Consider the following 20,695-nt stretch of genomic DNA (forward strand, 5'->3'; position numbering starts at 1 on the left):
TTTTACCTTAAAACCAGATATCTTTGATCGTAATAGCAATAAAAATACCTAAGAATAATAATGCTCCAATAATGCTAACAACTATTTTAAATTTCGGATTTAATTTCTTTCGTGTTACTGCCTCAACAGCATTCTCAGCAAATTTATAGCCATCTAAAGGAGGAATTGGAATCATATTTAATAAAAATAAGTTAGCAGAAAGTAACGAAGTTCAACGGAAAAAAGTGCTAAAACTTTGCTGAGTTGACAAATTAGGATCTAAAAACGAACTAGTTGATTTAATAATTCCAACTGGTCCACTTAATTCACCCCACTGAAAAGTAACCATTTTTCCTAATGCTTGTAAGACACTATAACTATTTTTAAATGTATCAACAAAGCCAGATCCAATCACTTGTCCAGCATTTAAATACTGACTACTTGCTGTCACACCAAGAAAATAATTATCGGTTGATTTTGGTTCAATCCCTGATACTATTTGTCCAGCACTAAAAGTAATTTCAATAAAAGGTTCTTTTTCATCACTTTTAACATTATTTTTTTGAATTCAATCATTTAATTGATAATAATTTGCAATATTTGCATCACTACCAATTTTATTAATATTTTTAATTTTAACGATAACATCACCATCAACTATTATGTTATCTTCATGCTCTTGATTGTACTGAACAACTGCCTCGCTAACTGGACCATAATTGGTAAATGTTGGCGCTAAGTTTAAATCTTGCTTATAAGGAAAAATCGCATAGCCCACCATCAATAAAATAAAAGCAATCAATAAATTCATCAAAGCTCCAGCACTGATAAATAATGCTTTCTTGCCACGATGAAGATTTTCCATTAATTGCTTTTCTTCAACTGTTTCTTCTTCTCTTCCTTTTGGAGGATCAACTATCTCAGAAGCAATTGAAACATAACCACCTAAAGGTAGCAATCTAACAGTGTAACGAGTTTCTTTTTTTCCTCATTGAAAAAGTTTGGGACCCATCCCAATTGAAAACTCGTAAACATACGCTCCAGAAAGTTTAGCAACAATAAAATGAGCAAACTCATGAATCGTAATTAAAAATAAAATTGTCACTAAACCAATTAAAATTGATAAAAAAATTATCATTAATTATTTCTCCTTAATAAATACCTGTCATCAATAAGAAAGTAAGAAAATATGTTACCAACACAACAAGTGAAAATCCATCTAAACGATCTAATAACCCACCATGACCAGGAAAAACATTAGAAAAGTCCTTTACTTCATGATTACGTTTTAAATAAGAGAATAACAAATCACCAACTTGACTGATGAAACTTAAAATACAAGAAATGCCAATGTAAGCAATATAAACTGGTAGCTTACCATGTGGACCTTGATAGATTGGTAGTGGATTGTAGTTTCCTAATTCTAAAAGTAAAGCTACCAAGACAGTACTTAAAACAACTGAAACAACAAATCCGCTAAAAGCCCCTTCTCAAGTTTTCTTTGGTGAAATTTTTGGTGCTAGTGGTTTCTTACCTCATAATGAACCACCAAAGTAAGCACCAATATCACTACTTAAAACAATTATTCAGATATAAGAAAGTGTTGGTCAACCTAATTGTCTAGCGTCTTGACTTTGTAACATTAAAAAATTAAGTCCTTTAAAAACAAACACTAAATAAAATGTTCAAAACAAAACAAACACTAAATCATTAGTGCTGAAATTCTTAACAGAAAATCTGATTGCAACTAAAAGCAAAATGAAAAAGATATAAATTATTAAAGTTATTCAAAATTGAAATCATTTATTATTATAGATATAAGGTCCAAATGTTTCATCACCAACTGGCATTCAAAGTAAAATTAGACCCATAATAAAAATTAATGCTTTAATTCAAATACTTCACTTTAATGCTTTTCGCAACTTAACAATCTCATACATTGCTCAACTAAACAATAAAGTATTAATTACCATAAAAGTATATGCTGATCATTGTGGCTTGTCACCAAAAGTTGATGTTAGATAAACTGATCCAATAAACATCCAAACAACAGCACCAACTGCTAAAAAGCAACCAGTAATACTTCTTTTAATTAAATTCTCTTTCATCTCTTAGCACTCCTAATCTAGCAAAAGAACTAAATTTTCATTAAGTCAGCTACTTTTTCTTGTTCGATTGTGTTAATTAATTCAACTTTTTTATTAGTTAATTTTTGAATATCTTGCTCAACTTTTTTGGCACTATCTTCTGGTAAATTTTGTACTTTCACCTTCTGCATTGAATCTCTTCGACAGTTACGAACCTTGACACGATACTCTTCAGTAACTTTTGCTAAGTCCTTCACTAATCGTTTTCTAACCTCTTCTGTTAAAGTTGGAAAAATCAAACGAATTGAATTACTATTTTCAACATTGATTTGAATTTGTAAATCGGCATTATTTAATGCTTCAGCAATTGCTTTAGTTGAATTTTGATCATATGGCTTAATAACCAACTGTCTTGCTTCAACAACTTTAATTGAAGCTAAAGATTTTAAAGGTTGATAGTCACCATAAGAATTAATTTTAATGCTATCTAAAATATTAGGATTAGCTCTTCCAGTTCTGATTTTGCTAATTTCTTTTTCATAATTCTGAATGGCGTGATCCATACAATTGGTTGCTTCTAAAATTATCGCTTCCATTTCTACTCCTTTAATAATATTATAAATAAATTTAACTATAGATAATTATATAAGCAATTAAACGAAAAATACATTTAAATCTCAATTAAAATTTAAATAAAAGAAAAAAGCGCCTTGCTAACGGCGCTTTTTTGTTTTCTTGCTTTTAGTTTTTTTAACTTTTTTATGTTTCTTAGTTTTTTGTTTTTTATTCTTTTGCTTAATATGACTAACTCATTTATCAACAGTTTTATATTTCACTTGCATAATTCCTAAAGCAGCAGCTGTTCCAATAATTGGTAGCGCAATTGAAGCAACTAAAATACCTCATTTATTATTGTCTCGACATAATCATAATCCAACTAAAGTTCCACAAAAAATAAATGCTACTCACAGCAATATCACTAATGTTACTAAAGCTTCTTGTCAAGAATTAACATAAGCACCTATCATTTATTCTACCCCTATAAATTGCTACTATCATTATACATTAAAGAGCATCAAAACCTTTTTATTAACTATCTAACAACTTGTGCTGGTAGTAATTCAAAATCAAGAACAATCTTATCATCATCAATTTTTAATCCTAAAGTTGGTGCTGCTCCTCTTAATTTTTTTAATTCACTATCATTTCCTTGTGAAGAAAAATTAGAGAAAGCTAAAGTCAACAAGCAGTTACTTTCTTTATTATCTTTTAAAACTCCTCAAGCATAAGAGTAATCAGCATTTCATTGATCATCTTCATCTTTTTCTGCATTTGAATATAAAATTAAACCATCACCATTAATTGGTGTCATTGCTTGAAATAAAGAATTTTTTGCTGTGAAACCATGTAAACTATCTTTTTTATTTAACTCAGCAGCTAAATTCATATTATAGTAACCATGAGTTGTTGTGAATAAATAGTAACGATTAAATTCAGCATTATAAATCATTGCTGGACGTTCTGTTTCATCAGAAACTAAGTTAGAAGCTCATAATGGGTTTAATAAAGTTACTTTATTTTGTACTAAATCTAAATCTGCAATTCCAATTGCTGAATTAGCATGATTAGATCTTTCAAAATCATAATCTTCTGAATAATCTTTAAATCCACCTGTGTACTCACTTAATCGTTCATTTTCTTTTCCTGTCAACTTACCTGTGTTACCTTCAAATAATAGATATTCTTTATTTGTTTTTGGATCTTTAAAATAAAATGGATCACGAAAAGCTCATTTTTGTTTGTCATATTTTTCTGCTTCTGCATCATCATGAGTTTGATATAAATCGCCATCAGCATCAGCAATAATTGCGTGATAATAAGGTTTTTCAAATGAAGGTTTGCCTTCACTTAAAACTAACTTCATTTTTGCTAAAGCAATTCTTTGATTTCAATTAGCACCAAATGTATAATTTGAAACTGTATAAAATAAGTTGATTGTAGCACTTTGTTCATCATACATTGCTGAACCAGATCATTCTTCAGTTCCTGCAATTAAATTTTCTGCTAGAGCATAGCCACCTGAAACTCAATTTGACCCTGTTTTAGAATAAAAGAACATAATCTTGCTAGCAACTGAACCATCCAGTGGTTTTGATAAAGCAAATCAAAACATGTATCCATCTATTACTGCAACACTACCATCGTTTGTTAAAAGTGCTCAACTATCTCAAATATCATAATTTTCAATAAATGCTGTTTTATTTGAATAATCAATTTTTGGAGTTAACTTTTCACTAGTAAATCTTGTTTTTGATGCTTGCATTTCAGTTCAACGATAAGTTTGCATCTGAGCATTATCATTCATATTATTTGGTCCACATCCAACAACAGATAAAGTACCTGTTGACCCTAATGTTAGCGCCGCTAATAAACTTAATAATTTTTTCATAATTGTACCCCCTTTAAGCACTTAAATTAATTATAATCATAATTAATAAAAATAAAAAAACTTATTAAATTAATTTAATAAGTTTTTTTATTAGTTGCTTTGATTTGAACTAACTAAAATAAAGATGCCGCCAATGATTCCTAAAATTCCTCCAAAAACAATTCCCAAAACCGCAACAAGAATCTTATCATTAGGTCCTGCCAAACCATTGTTAATGCGTGAAATTGCCATAAAGGATGGAATTGTCCATAATAGTGGAATGATGAAAATTGACTCAAAGATAAAAACAATTAAGATTAAAATACATCCTGCTCTTGTCATAAAAGTTACACCTTTCTAACGGCTAACTTGATATTTATAAAGTAATTTTAAAGATCAACTTTTCGGACAAACTGCCATAAAAAATCTCATAACACGATTTCAAAAGCCAATTAAGATATAATTTTTTCTTTTTGCTTTTAAAGCCTTATTTAAAGATTTCTGTGCGTAAACATCAACAGCAATCACTGGCACACCAGACTTATATTCTTGCTTAGCTTCACTAGGTTTGGCACGATCTCAAAAGCCTGTCTTTAAAGGTCCAGGACAAACACTAATAACACGCACTTTGCTTTTCTCTGCTTTCAACTCATAATTAATTGCTGTCGACAAACGTAGAACATAAGCTTTTGAAGCATAGTAACTAGCAAACCCTGGTCCAGGAGTAAACGAAGCCATTGAAGCGATATTGATGATACGACCATAGTTGAATCGTAAAAATCTTTGCGTAAATAATTTAGTTAAGATATGAAGGGCATCAATATTTAATGTCAACATATTTATCTCTGAATCTAATGAACTATCTTGAAATTTTCCTAAAACTCCGTAACCAGCATTATTAATCACTAAAGTAACATTTAATTCTTTTGTTAGATCATAAAGTTTGTAGACATTCTCAATAGTTGATAAATCCAAATCACATGCTCTAACTTTTAATTCTGGATACTGCTTTTGTAAGGCCAAAATATTCTGTGCACTTCTTGAAACTCCAAGAACATGATAGCCTTTTTTTAATAATTCTTGACAATAGGCGTAACCTAATCCTTTCGAAGCTCCTGTTACTACTGCTCATTGATTTAAAACTTTCATTTTTTTCTACTCCTATTTTTTTGATTTCTTAGTTTTCTTAACTTTAGTACTTTTCTTAGCTTCACCACTTAATAAGTAATGATAGTTTAAATAAAAATAAACTCCAGCACTATAAAGACTTAAAGCTAATGTTAGATACATCGGAATCAACACTACTTGATTAACAACACCATATTGATCATAAAGAGCATTTCCAGTTGCACTACCATTAAAATGCTGATAACTAACAAAGAACAACAATGTCAACCCAAACATTTGAAAAGCAGCTTTTCATTTACCATATCAATTAGCTTCCATGATAACTTGCTTACTTGCTAAGATTTGTCTTAACGCATCAATTAAAAAATCACGCATAACTAAAATTAAAGTAAGCCAAATTGGGACAATCTCAAGATAACTCATAACAATCAACACTGAATTTGTTAGTAACTTATCAGCAATTGAATCAAAAAACTTACCAAATGTTGTCACCTGATTTAACTTACGCGCTAAGTAACCATCAATGTAATCAGATACTGCTGCGATGACAAAGAAAATTCCAGCTAACAATCAAGCAACTGGCAATTCATAACTACCACTTATAATTGATTGATCTCAATTAACTAGCATCAAAACTAAAATAATTGGAATCAATAATATTCTTACTAATGAAATAGAATTTGGCAAATTCATTAAATACTCCCCTAAAAATTATTTTTGTAAGTTTAATAAGTTGTCTAATCCAGGAAAATCAGGCATTTGTCCTGCCTTCACTTGACCTGCAATACGATCCATCACCTTTTTAGTTTTTTCATACTGTGATAGTAATTTATTTAATTCTTTTTCGGTTCTTCCTGAACCCTTTAAAATACGATTCTTTCTTGTTGGATATCTTAATAATTGAGGTTTTTTTCTTTCTTGTACTGTTGTTGAACTGATAATAATCTCAGCAATTGCAACATCATTTTCTGCTTCACTAATCTTGCTATCACTAACTTTTGCTGCAAGACCAGGAACCATTTTTGCTAAAGAACCAAGTTTCCCCATATTTTTAACTTGTTTCATCTGATTCAATAAGTCATTCAAGTCAAATTGTCCAAGCATCATACGATCCATTGTATCTTTAACATCACGTTCACTGAAATTTGATTGAGCTTTTTCAATTAACGTTTCAATGTCACCCATCCCAAGAATACGATCTGCCATTCTTTTTGGATAGAAGATTTCTAAGTCTCTAACTTTTTCTCCCATTCCTAAAAACTTAATTGGTAGTTTTGTTAAATAACTTAATGAAAGGGCAATCCCACCTTTAGCAGAACCATCCATTTTGGTAATGATAAAACCTCGAACATTAATTTTTTCCATAAATGTTTGAGCAATGTTCACCATTTCTTGACCAGCCATACCATCAATCACTAATAAAACATCATCTGGACTAATAGCATTTTGCATTTCTGTTAGTTCAGTCATCAATGCTTCATCAATATGTAATCTACCTGCAGTATCAACTAGAACAACATCAATTCCTTTTTCTTGCGCATATTTTTTAGCATTAATCGCAATTTGTTGCGGCTTTTGATTTTCTTCATGATAAACTTCAATATTTAATTGTTTTCCCAAAGTTTTTAATTGATCTACAGCAGCTAAACGATAAGTATCACCAGCAACTAATAAAACACTTTTATGTAATTTTTCAATGATATGATTTGCTAATTTTGCAACTGTAGTCGTCTTACCTGAACCTTGCAATCCAGCAACCATCACAACAGCAGGCTTACTTGATAAATTCAAATCAATATTCTTAGCACCCATAATGTTAGAAAATTCTTCATGAATGATCTTCATCAACATTTGTTGTTGATCTAATCCTTCTTTAACATACTCACCAAGTGCTTTTGCTCTAATTTGATTAATTAAATCTTTGACCACTTTAAAACTAACATCTGATTCTAAAAGAATAACTCTTAAGTCTTTTAGAAAAGCTTCAATATTTTCAGATGTCAAAGTTTTTTTGTTAATATTTTTTTCTAATGTTTTTTGCATTTTTTTTGCCATAATGTCAGCAAAACTCATTTTTTCACCTCTTAATAAAGTTCCTATATATTATATCATTTTTAAGTTTAACTACCAAATTTGCAAGCAATATAGATTGAGTAATTTTTTTGGAGCATAAGAAACATTTAAGAAATATAACCGATTAAAAGGTTATACTATATTTCTTTTATCAAAAATCATTTTTAATTAAGTAAAAGGGTAACTACCTATTTGCTTCTTCAATTATAGAAATATTTTTTTCTTCACGTTGAATTTTTAATTGTTCAATGTCTTTTTCTGATTTACATAAAATATTGTCTAATCCTTGAGAAAACATTAATGCATTAATGGTACTAACAGTTTCTTCTGAATCCAAATTAATAAACTGGTATATAAATATATCTTCATAACTTTTAAAACCTTTCTTTTGATACTTATTTCTAATATTTCTATTTAAAAGTAAATAGCCAAAATTTTCTTGTGCTTTTTTAAAACCATTATTATAAAGCTGTTTTGCAATGTTATCTAATTTTTTTCTTTCAAAATTTGCAATAGCAGGCAATGTAGTAACAAAAATTATAGCTATATCAGGAGATATAGGCATAAATTCTACAATAGAAACTGCTGTACTTGAATCTACCATCTGAACTGCAGACAAATCTGTTATTACAAAACTTGTATTAAAATCTTTGGGTATTTTACAAAAATTTAGAAATTTAGAATTACTTATTTGAAAATATGAATATCCTGCGGTTCATAGAGGCATTTGTTCTAATTCAGATCAATTAATTAATTCATTTTTAATAATTAATTTAAAAATCTTGTTATACAAAAAGTTAATTTCAGAAATTAATTCATTTTTTATTTCTTCGCTGTTTTTATTTTTATTTATGGCATTAAATAAATAATCACCATCTAAATTATTAGTTCTAATAATAATACTTTTAGAACGAACCATTTGTAAGACATAAAATAATCTAATTAATTTTAAGTCTTTTCTACTTAAATGAAGTGATTTATATGATTCTGATGATTTTATTATTTTATTAAAAACATTTGCAATTTCTCTTTCCATTTCAGATAATTTATTTTCAATTTCATTTGATAAATAATTTTTATGTTCATAAAACTCATTTTCTGAAAAAACATCTTTTGCTTTATTTTTTAATGAAATATCAGAAAATGAATTATTTAACTTACTATAAACTTTATAAGTATTATTTATAGTAATTCATTTTTTAATCATAAATTGTGGAAGAAAATGTTGATTAACTGTATATGACATGATTCACCTAACTTTTATTTTTGCAACTTTTGCTGCTTGAATAGCATAACTAACTATATTTAAATAATCAAGAAAAAAACACTTAATCAAAAGTGTTTTTTTAAACTAAGTAATCAACTCAGTTGCTCTTAGTTCTCTAATTACTGTGATATGAATGTCACCAGGAATTGTAATAAATTTTTCTAAACGTTCTTTGATGTCTTTTGCTAAAACTTTTGCATCATAATCGTTAATCACTTTTGGATCAACCATAACACGAATTTGTCTTCCTGCTTGCACAGCATAAGCTTTTTCAACACCTTTAATTGAAGTACATAAATCTTCAATCTCTTTGATTCTAGTGATAAATGCTTCTAAAGAATTATTTCTTGCACCTGGTCTTGCAGCAGATAAAGTATCTGCTGCTGAAACAATACCAGAATAAATATTATCTTTTGGCACATCACCATGGTGCGAATGAATTGCATTAATCACAATATCACCTTCACCATATTTTTTTGCTAGAAGCACACCATTAGTAACATGTGAACCTTCTAATTCATAATCTGCTGCTTTTCCAATATCATGGAAGAGCCCAGCACGTTTAGCTAACTGGACATCTAGTCCTAACTCTGCTGCAATTAAACCTGATATTTTTGCTACTTCAAAAGAATGAATTAAAACATTTTGTCCGTAACTAGTACGATATTTTAATCTGCCAAGATAAGATACTAATTCAGGATTGATATCAACAAGTTTTAACTCATCGATAATGTTTTGACCATCAATTTTAAAATTCTCATTAATTTCTTGCTCATGGAATTTTAAACTTTCTTCAATTCTAACTGGATGAATTCTACCATCCTTAATTAAATCTTCTAATGCTCTTGTTGCAATTTCACGTCTAATTGGATTGAAAGAAGAAACTTGAATTGTTTCTGGAGTATCATCAATAATAACATCCACACCAGCAACTAATTCAAAAGATTTGATGTTTCTACCTTCCTTACCAATGATTCGACCTTTCATCTCTTCATTAGGTAATTTGATATAAGAAACCGATTTATCAACAATAAAATTAGATGCATATCTTTCAATTGCATCAGCAACGATAGTATTAGCAATTTCTTTTGCCTTAATTTTGGCATTATATTCGCTGTTCTTAACAATTTTATTTAGTTCTAATTTTAAATTAGCTTCTACTTTAATAATTAATTGTTTCTTTGCTTCTGCTTGACTTATACCTGATATTTTCTCTAATTCAATAATTTCTTGATCAATTTTTTGTTGATATTCTAATTTAAGATTATTAAGTGCTTCTTTTCTTTGGTATAAATCTTGTATTTTTGATTCTAAATGATCTTCTCGTTCTAATAATTTCTTTTCTCTTTTGCTTAAAAGATTTTCATATTCTAAGCCTTGTTTTTTTCTTGCTTCTATTTCCTGTAATGCTTCATTTTTTAAGCGACTAACTTCAATTTTTGCATCTGCCTTGGCTACTTGAATGATTTTTTGTGCTCTTGTCTCATTCTTTTTGACTTTTTCTAAACTATTGTTTTCTTTCTTTAAGAAAATTAATTTACGAATTAAAAAACCAATACCAATACCAGATAAAATTGCAATTATGATCATTAATGAAATTAATAATCAGCTTCCACTTGATAATTCAGCAAAATTAATGTTCATAAACTTCATAAAACTCCTTTTCTAAAAATAGAAAAACAGCACGTTATTAAATTTCTCTTAAATTAAATTAAAATTTTAAAATATTTGTTTAATAAAATTATTTTATGGATATACCATGATTTTATTTTAACATAAAAGCAATATTTTTCTTGAAATTAAATTGCCAATTTAATTTTCTCTAAGACACTGGAATTGTTTTCTAAATACTGTCTAACATTTTCTTTACCTTGGCCTAATTTAATATCTTCATAACTATATCATGTCCCAGATTTACTGATAATTTTCTTTTCAACAGCCAAATCAATCATTTCACTAACAACCGAAATGCCAGAATGAAAATAAAAATCAACAATTGCAATTTTATATGGTGGTGCTAGTTTATTCTTGACAACCTTCACTTTAATTTTATGACCAACAACTTCTTGATTAACAATTATTTGTTCACCTTTTCTAACATCTAAACGAATTGAACTATAAAACTTTAATGCCTTACCACCTGGAGTTACTTCTGCACTCCCGTAAACAACACCAATTTTTTGTCTAACTTGATTAATAAAAATAACTGAACAATTATTTTTAGCAATAACTGGTGACAGTCTTCTCAAAGCTTTAGACATCAATCGTGCTTGTGCGCCCATAACTTGATCAGTAATCTCACCATTTAATTCTATCTCAGGAACTAAAGCTGCAACAGAATCAACAACGACCATTGCTACTGCTTGAGACTTAATCAACATTTCTAAAATCTCTAATGCTTGCTCTCCTGAATCTGGTTGCGATAATAAAAATTCATCTAAATTAATTCCTAATTTTTGACAATACTGTGCATCTAAAGCATGCTCTGCATCAATAAATGCAACTTTCTGATTAGTTTTTTGTGCTTGTGCTAAAGCCATTAATGCTAAAGTTGTTTTACCAGTTGATTCAGGACCATAAATTTCAATAATTCTACCATGAGGAAAACCCCTAATTCCTAATGCTTGATCTAATAAAATACTACCAGAACTAGTTACTTGAACTTCATTAAATGTTGCATCATTAAAAATCATAATTGAACCCTTACCAAACGCAGTTTCAATTTCTCTGACAGTATTTTTTAAATTTTCTTCGCGTGTACTACTAATATTTTTCATGAAAAAAATCACCTCATAAATTAATTAAACAATTTACTTTGATGATTCCTTTTTTATTCTTATTAAATTTGCTGCTAATATTGCTTGTGCTTGTTTGACTACTTCATTACGAATTTCTTCTCTAGTTCCTGATAAACTTAATTCTTCAATGATAAAAAATTTTTCAAAAACCAATGCGATATAAATCAACCCTACCGGTTTATTTTCACTTGCATTTGGTCCTGCGTTACCAGTAAAACTAACAGCAACATCAGTTTTAAATATTGCTCTGACATTTTGTGCCATTGCTAAAGCACACTCTTTACTAACTGCACCATATTTATTAAAAACTTCTGCGTTTATGCTAACAACATCAATTTTTGCTTGATTACTATAAGCAACTATTGATCCTTTAAATACTTGCGAAGCTCCTGGAACATCAGTAATTGTCTTACTAAATAAACCACCTGTCAAACTCTCACAGCTACTAATTGTATAATTTAATTCTTTTAATAAACTAACTACTGCTTCCATGTTTAACCCTTTACTAACTAATATTTAAATTATAAAACATTAAAAAAGACAAAATAAAAAAAAGAATAAAAAAATCATAAGCCACGTTCTGTACTTGCAAAGCAAGTGCTAATTATTTATCTATCAGCTAGTTAATAACTAAACTAACCAACCAATTTTATTTTCTGTTCTTTTTCAGAAAATAAATTCCCCTACCAAAATTTGGGTTTCTCACTTGTGGGGTTTACCGCGTTCCACTTGTTAAGTTTCCTTAACACTCGTCTCTATGGCACTTTTACAGACTAGAACCTTATCTTAAGTAATTTCACTTATTTAAGACTTAGGTTTTTGTCAGCCGTTAGTTTGAAAAAACTACTTAAAGTTATTTTTTCCTTTAACACAAACCTTACTTTCATTTCAGAAAGTGTGAGCGTGGACTTTCCTCTACAAATTGGCATTTGCAGCAATTAGCTCATTCTTTATTCTTTTTAGGGTTAAATTATACCACTATTAATCTTCATTGACAATAGTTTCTAATTTACTTAATCTTGTGATGATATCAACGTTTTCAACACCTTTAGCTTCTAAAGCCATCTTTTGTTCTTTTAGTAAAGAGTAACTTTCTTTTAATTTTGAAAATTCACGCACAAGCTTTTTATTATTTGTTTGTTCCAATGATAATTGTTCTTTTATTTTTTTAAGTTCTTTTTCTAATAATTCAAAGTAAACTGTTAGTCAATCCAAAAATTGATCAACTTCTGAAGCATTATAACCTTTGTATTCAACAGTAAATTCCTTATCAAGGATTTCTTGCTTAATATTAATATTCTTAACATTCATAATCATCAACTCCGAAAATAAAGGATTTTTCTTTTTTTAAGCTAAATATACCTTGAGGTGAAAAAATGTTTTTTCAAAATCGTGGTATGTATTTAGAATCTATTATTAATTATACTATTGAATTTTATAATAATGAAAGAAAAGCACTAATCTTCAAAAGCTGTCCTAAAATTATTATCAATCAGGGAAAATATTACTTTTTAAACCAAAGTACTGTTGACTATCATGGTGTCTATCAAGGAAAATATCTTTGTTTTGAAGCAAAAACAACTGAACAAACAATTCTACCTTGAAAAAACATCAAACTCCACCAATGAAATTTTCTACTGTTAGCCTACAAACAACAAGCTATTAGTTTCATCATCATTTATTTTACTATCTATGAAAAATATTATTTAGTTTTCATCAAAGAACTACTGCCATTAAAACAAGGAAAACTAACAATCACTTTTGAATGAATAAAGAAAAATGGGTATGAAATTCAACTCATCAGCCCATTTTTATTAGATTTTATAAAAATTCTTTAATTATTTATTTAACTCTTCTTTAACATTTTTGCTAACCTTAAATTTTAAGGCTTTTGAAGCAGGAATGTTAATTGGTTTTCCATTTTGTGGATTACGTCCAGTTCTTGCCTTACGGTTAGAAACTGTAAAAGTACCAATTGGCAAGTGAATTCTTTCTTTAGAAACATTCTTCATAAATACATCAAAGAAGCTATCAAGAACTTCAGCAGTTTGTTTAGCCGAAATATTAGTATCTTTTGACACTAAACTAACTAATTCTTTCTTTGTCATCAGAAACTCTCCTATCTTAACATTTTTTACAATCTAAAATTCTTTAGTTTGTAATGTTATTCTATCATATAAACGAAAAGAAACTATTTATTACTAAAAATATTGTTGAAAAAATAATTCTATTTTATTTTTCTTCTTTATACAAAGATTTACGGTTACGAAAAAGAATTTTAAGCGGTACACCTTGAAAAGCAAAATTATCACGAATCTGATTAATTAAAAATCTTTGATAAGAAAAATGACAATACTTTTTATTATTAACCATCAAAATAAAAGTTGGTGGACTGGTTTCAACTTGCGTTGCATAATAAATTTTTAATCTTCCACCATTAAAATTTGGTGCTTGATTAACTAATTGTGCTTTGTTAAGTACTTCATTTAAAGCACTAGTTTTGATTCTAATTTCCATATTTGTCAAGACAATTTGGATTGTCTTAAATAAGTTGCTAATTCTTGTCTTCTTTAAAGCTGATAAAAAAGTAACTAAAGCATAATCTAAGTACTTAAATTTTGCCTTAATCTTTTTAGTGAATTCAATCATTGCCTGTTCATCATTTTTAACTAAATCTCATTTATTGACAACAATAATTACTGGCTTATCCAAATTCTTAGCAATTCCTGCCACTGTTAGGTCTTGTTCAATAATGCCTTCACTTGCATCTATTAAAAACAAAATAACATCACTTCGTTTAACTGCATCTACTGTTCTCATCGCACTATATTTTTCAATATTCTCAGTAACTTTACCTTTTCTTCTAATTCCTGCTGTATCAATTAAACAATATTTTTGCTTATTATGTTGAAAATAAGTATCAACTGCATCAGTTGTTGTCCCTGCAATTGGTGACACAATTACACGATTTTGAGCTAATATCGCATTAACTAAACTTGACTTACCAACATTTGGTCGGCCAATCACTGCTAAATTAGTTATTTGAGCAAGCTCAGTAGCTGTTTTATCGCCCAACTTTAAAATAACTTGATCTAACAACTCACCAATTCCAATCCCATGACTAGCAGAAATTAAAATTGGTCAACCAAATCCTAAAGCTAAAAAATCAGCCACTAAATCACTATTATCAACTTGATCATATTTGTTAGCAGCAATAATAATTGGCTTTTTAATTTTATACAACAATTTTGCTATTTCTTCATCTTCAACTGTTAGACCTTCTTGATACGAACATAGAAAAATAACCACATCAGCTTCATTAAGAGCAATATTTGCTTGGCTATTTATCTCAGTTTGAAAATCAACCTTAGCAAAACTAATTCCTCCTGTATCAATAACAACAAATTCTTTTGTTAGCCACTGTGCAGTACCATAAATTCGATCTCTTGTTGTTTGGGGTGTATCGGTTGTAATTGCTGTTCTTTTTTGGGTAATTCGATTAAATAGTGATGACTTACCAACATTAGGTTTTCCAACAATAACAACTTTTGCTAAATCTTTCATAATTAGTGCTCTTCTCTATACTTTAAAAAAATCTCTAAAAGTTTTTTTACTGTAGTTTGCAAATCATAATCACTATTATCTAAAACAATCGCATCTGAAACAATTGTTAGTTGTCCAACATTACGATTTTCATCACCTTGATCACGATTAAGCATATCTTGATAGACACGATCTTGAGTTATATCAATCCCTTCAGAAAGATACTGTTTTCAACGACGGATACTTCTTGCTTGCAAAGAAGAAGTTAAAAAAACCTTTAATTCTGCATCTGGCAAAACAACACTAGTGATGTCTCGACCAACAACAATATAACCTTTTGGACTAACTATCTCTTGAATTTTCTTGACAAACTCTGCTCTAATTTCTGGGATGGCAGCAATAATTGGCACACTTTTTGTTACTGTTGAACTATAAATTTCATCAGTAATTGGTTGATTGTTAAATAAAAAATGATTATTTGTTCATTTAATCTCAAAAGTATTTAAAGCAGATAATAAAAGCGTTTGATCTTGTAAGTTAAAATTATTTGCTAAACAAAATAAAGTAAAACTACGGTAGATAATTCCTGTATCAACAAAAATATAATCAATTTCCTTTGCTAGTAATTGTGCTGCTGCACTTTTTCCTGAAGCTGCAGGACCATCAATGGCAATATTTATTTTTGAACTCATTATTTTTCTCCGTTCTGATATTAGTAATTTAAATGCTTACTTCAACATTACCAATAAAACTAATAATACAACAATAAGAACCAAGCTCACAATAATTGTTGCAAAAAAGACAAAACTAATTTTGTAACTATTTTTACCCTTAACTTTTAATTGTTGAAAATCATCTTGCAATTTATTGTTATTAATTTTAATTTCTTTGATACTTTTTTCAAATTCTTGTGAATTATTATCTTTTTGATACTTCTTTTCTAAAGATTTTACAAATGCATTGATGCTACTCATTTTACTTTCTAAATTCTTTTCAAATTCAACTATCTTTTGATTCATGCTCTCAATTAAAGTTGCATACTCTAAAGGATAGTCAACTAACTTTTCTTTATCTCTTTCATAACTTTCACTGTTTGGTTGATAAGATTCAAAAACATTATTGATGTCAGATAAAATTTTAATCAACAAATACTTATCTTTTGTTTCTAAATATTCAAAATTATTTTTTGCAGCTATATTGTCTAAATTAAGTAATTTTAAATGATCATTCACATTTTTGATAATCGGCGCAAAATATTCCTTATTTAATTTTAGAAGTTGATTTTCATATTGTTCAATCTTTTTTTCTTGTTCTCAAATCAAAGCATTCTCTTGAATGTCTTTAGTAATTTGATTTCTTACCGGCTGATACTTATCAATTCTTGTCATCTTTGCACCTAATACTTTCTTATTTCTAATTTAAACTAGCTGTTAGAGATTGCGTGCTGTTGTCAGCAACAAATTTATTTTTCGCATCTGACAACTTAATTGTCACCATTTTTGTTACCCCTTGATTTTCCATTGTTGTTCCATATAAAACATCACAATTTTCCATTGTTCCAGGACGATGAGTAACAATAATAAATTGCGTTGTTTGCGAAAAAGTACGGACATATCTTGCAAAACGCTCTAAGTTAGCAGGATCCAATGGCGCTTCTACTTCATCTAAAATTGTTAGCGGTAGCGGCTTCACTTTTAAAATTGCAAACAAAACTGCTAGTGCAACTAAAGATTTTTCCCCTCCTGATAGTAAGTTTAGATTACTAATTTTTTTACCTGGTGGGTTAGCTAAAACTTCGATTCCTGTTTCTAAAATATTATCAGGTTGATTGTATCTTAATTGACAATTTCCGCCACCAAACAAAATACGGAAAGTCTCTGGTAATACTTGATTAATTTGTTTGATTGTTTCATCAAACTGCTCAACCATAATCTTATCCATTTCATCAATCCCTTGTAACAATTCTTTTAAAGCTGCTGCTAGTTCATCATGCTTATTTTTTAATCTTAAATAACGTTCATTTTCATTTTCAAACTCTTCAATCGCATTGATGTTGACAAAGCCTAAATCTTCTAAATCATTACGTAATTTTAAAACTAAACTTCTTGCTTCTTCTTCATTTTCTAATGGCTTGCTATACAATTCTTTGGCACGATCAAAAGTTAAATGATAAGTTTCAACTAAACGTTTAAAAATTTGTTCAACTTTATTTTCTAGTTGAACTTGTTGGAGACGATCATTATTTAAAGTATTTGTTACTGTGTAGTCTTCTTGATGAAATACATAAACTTCATTTTCTAAAGTTTGCATTTCATTTAAACTTTCATGCTTTTCTTTACGAAGTTGTTGCAATTGTAAGTTAAATGTTTCTTGATGATGCTTATTAGCTTTATATTGCGCAAAAATATCATTTAATTCTTCATTATTTTCTAAAATAATTTTTTTACCTGTTAGATTTTGATACTGTGTTGAAAGTAATTGCGATTCATTTTCTAAATCAACAATTTCATAATTTAATTTATTAGCTGTCAGTTCTGCTTTAGCAATTTGAGACTGAATACTATTAATTTCATTTTGAAAACCATCAATTTGGACATTAAGATTAATTAATTCTTCATCCAATAATTTAATTTCAGCATTAATTTCTTCTAAGTTGTAGTCTTTTTTTAATAAATTGCTATTGTTATTTTGATTTTGAAAACCACCAACAATTGCGCCCCCAGCTTTAATTAATTGACCATCTAAAGTGATACATTGATACTTAGCAGCAATTAATTTAGAAATAACTTGGGCATTAGCTAAATTTTCACAAACAATTGTTCTTCCTAAAAGAAAATCAACGGCTGTTTGATTATTAGCATCCTTAACCTTAACTAGATTATTCGCAAAAGCAATAAATCCTGTTTGACTATTAACAACAATTGCATCTTCTTGGCTTGCTCTTCTGACTTGAATAGTATTTAATGGTAGAAAAGTTGCAATCCCAGCACGATTTTCTTTTAAGAACTTAACTGCTTTAGCAGCATCCTTATCAGTTTTTGTAACAATATTATTTAAGTTTCTTCCTAACACAACACTAATAGATTGATGATAGAGTTCTGGTACTTCAATTAAGTTAGCAATAACATCAACAACACCATATAAACTCTGACGATTATTTAATACTGTTTGGACACCTAAATTTTTTTGCATTTGCTTTTCTTGATTCAAAGCAAAAAAGTCTAGACTAGCTTTCTTTTTTCCTAAAGTATGATGCAAATTATTTTGTGACAATATTAAATCACTTTTCTGCAAATTCAATTCTTCTAACTTTGAATCTAATTGCTTTAAAGTGTCAGTTTCTTGTGTTTGAATTGTTTTTTTATGACTAATTTCATTTAATAGTTCTTGAATATCTTGTTCTAACTTAGCAATTTCTGATAAGCTCTGATCTTTTGTGTTTGTTTCTTTTGCTTTTAGTTCCAGTGCTTTCTTTTGTTGATCAAGAATATTTAATAAAGTATTCACATTAGAAAGATTCATTTCTAAACTATTAATGTTCTTATCTAAATCATAGCTTTTATTTTTTAAAAATTTTAATTTTTGTTCGTGATTAGAAATTTTTAATTTTAATGATGTTTTAATTTCATCATTTTTTGTAATATTGTTTGAAAGAATTGCTAATTCTTCTTGGGCAATTGCACCATCTTTTACTAACAATGTAATCTCATATTTTTTCAAAGTATCACGAATTTGAATGTAATTTTTTGCTTTTTCTGCCTGTTTTGCAAGTGGTTCAATTTTTCTTGAAATTTCACTAACAATATCACTAACTCTTGTTAGATTTTCATTTGTTCTTTCTAACTTACGCAAACTTTCTTCTTTTCTTTTCTTATACTTAGCAACTCCAGCTGCTTCTTCAAATAATTGTCTTCTTTCTTCTGGTTTAGAATCAGCAAATTTAGAAACATTCCCTTGACTAATAATAGCTAAAGAACCCTTACTTAATCCTGTATCCATAACTAAATTTTGTACATCCTTTAATCGTACACGTGACTTATTGATATAATATTCATTTTCTGAACTATTACGATAAACTTTTCTTGTAATTTGAATTTCATTAAAAGGCGAATTAAAAATTTTAGTTGAATTATCAAAAACTAAAGTAACTTGCGCCATATTTAATGGTGCTTTACCTTGGGCACCATTAAAAATAATATCATCAACTTTTTCACCACGCAGTGATTTAACTGATTGTTCACCTAAAACTCAACGAATTGCATCATTAATATTTGATTTCCCACTACCATTGGGACCAACAATACCAACAATATTAGTGTTAAATTCTATTTTTAAATCATCGGCAAATGATTTAAAACCATGTGCTTCAATTCTTTTTAAAAAAGCCATATTTTTTATCACCTATTTAATTAATTTGTTTATATTCTAACATGAATCATTAATTAAAACTGCTATCGTAATTATTTTTTTAACTGTTTAGTCTACCTAAAAGTATTCTAAAAGAAAAGAATATGTTAAAATTAAGAAAATTATATTCCACAATTAAAAAAGTAAAATTAACTGGTGACTGAAATGATAACTTCATTAAACAATTTAACACAATTTATTGCTTTGCTAATTTTGCCTTTAACTATTTTAATATTAAGTACTAAAATTAAATTTTATTTTAATGATTCTGTTGCAAAACGAAACAAAAAAATTAACAATAGTGAAGCAAATAATTTAACTTTAGAAAAACTTACAATTATTATTTTCCAGTTCATAATTTTATTTTTAAATCAAAAAACTAATTTGATTACAAATGTTGCTTTTGGGTTAATTTTACCTTTACATATAATCATTTGTTTCAGTTTTTTAATTAAAAGCAATGAAAAAATTAAAATTTGAAATAACTTATTTAATATCAAATTTATTATTTTAATTACTATTATTGCTTCACAACTATTATTTGTTTCTTGACAATTTCAAAATATCGTATTTTCAAGTAATAATCACTTTATTTGAATTATCATGTTTTATAGCACCTTCTGTTTTATGAGTTTTAAAGTTGGTAATCAAGCCTTATTGATCACTAAATATTTAATTTTGAATAGCTATAGAATTTTAATTTGTAAGCAAAATGATAATTTTTATTTCAACCAAAAAAAGATTTTTAATCTTTATAGTAAAACAGAAGCAATTACTACTTTATGAAATTTTGAAAATTTAAAAAACACTAAAGAAATGAACTTAACTAATCCTAATGAAAAAAGTCAAAAAATTGTTAAAAATAATTGAATTCTTTTTCTAATTGGCTGCAATAATTTGCTTTGCAAAAATATTATTAAAACTCAAAAAATTTTCATCAATGGCTGAAAAATCAGTATAACAGAATAAAAAATCCTTACTTAAA

At 28.2% G+C, this 20,695-nt stretch carries 21 protein-coding genes and 1 other RNA gene; 2 read left to right on the forward strand and 20 right to left on the reverse strand.

The window, feature by feature from the left end; genetic code table 4:
• Positions 1 to 7 precede the first annotated feature (7 nt).
• The 15 genes from SPLAT_RS02180 to SPLAT_RS02250 all read right to left on the reverse strand — a co-directional run bounded on the left by SPLAT_RS02180 (position 8) and on the right by SPLAT_RS02250 (position 13,071).
• Positions 8 to 1,117 (reverse strand): M50 family metallopeptidase, encoded by a 1,110-nt coding sequence (locus SPLAT_RS02180; RefSeq protein WP_168104768.1) that lies wholly within the window; start codon positions 1,115 to 1,117, stop codon positions 8 to 10.
• A gap of 13 nt (positions 1,118 to 1,130) precedes the next feature.
• Positions 1,131 to 2,087: a phosphatidate cytidylyltransferase gene (locus SPLAT_RS02185; protein WP_168104769.1), complete on the reverse strand. Its 957-nt coding sequence runs from the start codon at positions 2,085 to 2,087 to the stop codon at positions 1,131 to 1,133.
• A 29-nt stretch (positions 2,088 to 2,116) separates the two neighbouring features.
• Entirely contained in the window at positions 2,117 to 2,662 is a 546-nt protein-coding gene (gene frr, locus SPLAT_RS02190; protein ID WP_168104770.1) for a ribosome recycling factor, read from the reverse strand.
• A 117-nt stretch (positions 2,663 to 2,779) separates the two neighbouring features.
• Positions 2,780 to 3,094: a hypothetical protein gene (locus tag SPLAT_RS02195; protein ID WP_168104771.1), complete on the reverse strand. Its 315-nt coding sequence runs from the start codon at positions 3,092 to 3,094 to the stop codon at positions 2,780 to 2,782.
• A 65-nt stretch (positions 3,095 to 3,159) separates the two neighbouring features.
• The gene (locus SPLAT_RS02200) at positions 3,160 to 4,515 is read right to left on the reverse strand and encodes a glycoside hydrolase family 68 protein (RefSeq protein WP_168104772.1); all 1,356 of its coding nucleotides are present in this window, start codon (positions 4,513 to 4,515) and stop codon (positions 3,160 to 3,162) included.
• Positions 4,516 to 4,605: 90 nt separating this feature from the next.
• Positions 4,606 to 4,836, reverse strand: coding sequence for a hypothetical protein (locus tag SPLAT_RS02205; protein ID WP_168104773.1), 231 nt, complete (start codon positions 4,834 to 4,836; stop codon positions 4,606 to 4,608).
• Positions 4,837 to 4,851: 15 nt separating this feature from the next.
• Positions 4,852 to 5,643 carry an SDR family NAD(P)-dependent oxidoreductase gene (locus tag SPLAT_RS02210; protein WP_168104774.1) on the reverse strand — a complete coding sequence of 264 codons (792 nt, stop codon included), beginning with the start codon at positions 5,641 to 5,643 and terminating at the stop codon, positions 4,852 to 4,854.
• Positions 5,644 to 5,655: 12 nt separating this feature from the next.
• Positions 5,656 to 6,315 carry a CDP-diacylglycerol--glycerol-3-phosphate 3-phosphatidyltransferase gene (pgsA, locus tag SPLAT_RS02215; RefSeq protein WP_168104775.1) on the reverse strand — a complete coding sequence of 220 codons (660 nt, stop codon included), beginning with the start codon at positions 6,313 to 6,315 and terminating at the stop codon, positions 5,656 to 5,658.
• Positions 6,316 to 6,333: 18 nt separating this feature from the next.
• Entirely contained in the window at positions 6,334 to 7,695 is a 1,362-nt protein-coding gene (gene ffh / locus SPLAT_RS02220) for a signal recognition particle protein (protein ID WP_168104776.1), read from the reverse strand.
• A 184-nt stretch (positions 7,696 to 7,879) separates the two neighbouring features.
• The gene (locus tag SPLAT_RS02225) at positions 7,880 to 8,941 is read right to left on the reverse strand and encodes a DUF4238 domain-containing protein (RefSeq protein ID WP_168104777.1); all 1,062 of its coding nucleotides are present in this window, start codon (positions 8,939 to 8,941) and stop codon (positions 7,880 to 7,882) included.
• Between the two features lie 105 nt (positions 8,942 to 9,046).
• Entirely contained in the window at positions 9,047 to 10,606 is a 1,560-nt protein-coding gene (gene rny / locus SPLAT_RS02230; protein WP_168104778.1) for a ribonuclease Y, read from the reverse strand.
• Positions 10,607 to 10,761: 155 nt separating this feature from the next.
• Entirely contained in the window at positions 10,762 to 11,739 is a 978-nt protein-coding gene (gene recA, locus SPLAT_RS02235; RefSeq protein ID WP_168104779.1) for a recombinase RecA, read from the reverse strand.
• Positions 11,740 to 11,772: 33 nt separating this feature from the next.
• On the reverse strand, positions 11,773 to 12,252 hold the full coding sequence (locus SPLAT_RS02240; RefSeq protein WP_168104780.1) for a CinA family protein: 480 nt from the start codon (positions 12,250 to 12,252) through the stop codon (positions 11,773 to 11,775).
• Between the two features lie 72 nt (positions 12,253 to 12,324).
• Positions 12,325 to 12,711, reverse strand: an RNA gene (gene rnpB, locus SPLAT_RS02245) — RNase P RNA component class B.
• A gap of 30 nt (positions 12,712 to 12,741) precedes the next feature.
• Entirely contained in the window at positions 12,742 to 13,071 is a 330-nt protein-coding gene (locus tag SPLAT_RS02250; protein ID WP_168104781.1) for a DivIVA domain-containing protein, read from the reverse strand.
• Between the two features lie 65 nt (positions 13,072 to 13,136).
• Here SPLAT_RS02250 and SPLAT_RS02255 point away from each other — a divergent pair, with 65 nt between their 5' ends.
• Complete coding sequence (locus tag SPLAT_RS02255) at positions 13,137 to 13,598, forward strand: Holliday junction resolvase RecU (protein WP_168104782.1); 462 nt, start codon at positions 13,137 to 13,139, stop codon at positions 13,596 to 13,598.
• On the opposite strand, the gene SPLAT_RS02260 is transcribed toward SPLAT_RS02255, so the two are convergent.
• From SPLAT_RS02260 to SPLAT_RS02280, 5 genes are all read right to left on the reverse strand, one after another.
• A complete protein-coding gene (locus tag SPLAT_RS02260; RefSeq protein ID WP_168104783.1) occupies positions 13,599 to 13,868 on the reverse strand; it encodes an HU family DNA-binding protein in 270 nt (89 codons plus the stop codon). It abuts the gene before it with no gap.
• A gap of 124 nt (positions 13,869 to 13,992) precedes the next feature.
• Positions 13,993 to 15,324: a ribosome biogenesis GTPase Der gene (gene der / locus SPLAT_RS02265; protein ID WP_168104784.1), complete on the reverse strand. Its 1,332-nt coding sequence runs from the start codon at positions 15,322 to 15,324 to the stop codon at positions 13,993 to 13,995.
• 2 nt (positions 15,325 to 15,326) lie between these two features.
• A complete protein-coding gene (gene cmk, locus SPLAT_RS02270) occupies positions 15,327 to 15,995 on the reverse strand; it encodes a (d)CMP kinase (protein ID WP_168104785.1) in 669 nt (222 codons plus the stop codon).
• Between the two features lie 36 nt (positions 15,996 to 16,031).
• On the reverse strand, positions 16,032 to 16,691 hold the full coding sequence (locus SPLAT_RS02275) for a hypothetical protein (RefSeq protein WP_168104786.1): 660 nt from the start codon (positions 16,689 to 16,691) through the stop codon (positions 16,032 to 16,034).
• A 25-nt stretch (positions 16,692 to 16,716) separates the two neighbouring features.
• Positions 16,717 to 19,692: an AAA family ATPase gene (locus SPLAT_RS02280; RefSeq protein WP_168104787.1), complete on the reverse strand. Its 2,976-nt coding sequence runs from the start codon at positions 19,690 to 19,692 to the stop codon at positions 16,717 to 16,719.
• A gap of 183 nt (positions 19,693 to 19,875) precedes the next feature.
• Here SPLAT_RS02280 and SPLAT_RS02285 point away from each other — a divergent pair, with 183 nt between their 5' ends.
• A complete protein-coding gene (locus SPLAT_RS02285) occupies positions 19,876 to 20,679 on the forward strand; it encodes a hypothetical protein (protein WP_168104788.1) in 804 nt (267 codons plus the stop codon).
• The last annotated feature ends 16 nt before the right edge of the window (positions 20,680 to 20,695 follow it).

The sequence above is a fragment of the Spiroplasma platyhelix PALS-1 genome, assembly GCF_021496725.1.
GTDB lineage: Bacteria > Bacillota_I > Bacilli_A > Mycoplasmatales > VBWQ01 > Spiroplasma_D > Spiroplasma_D platyhelix.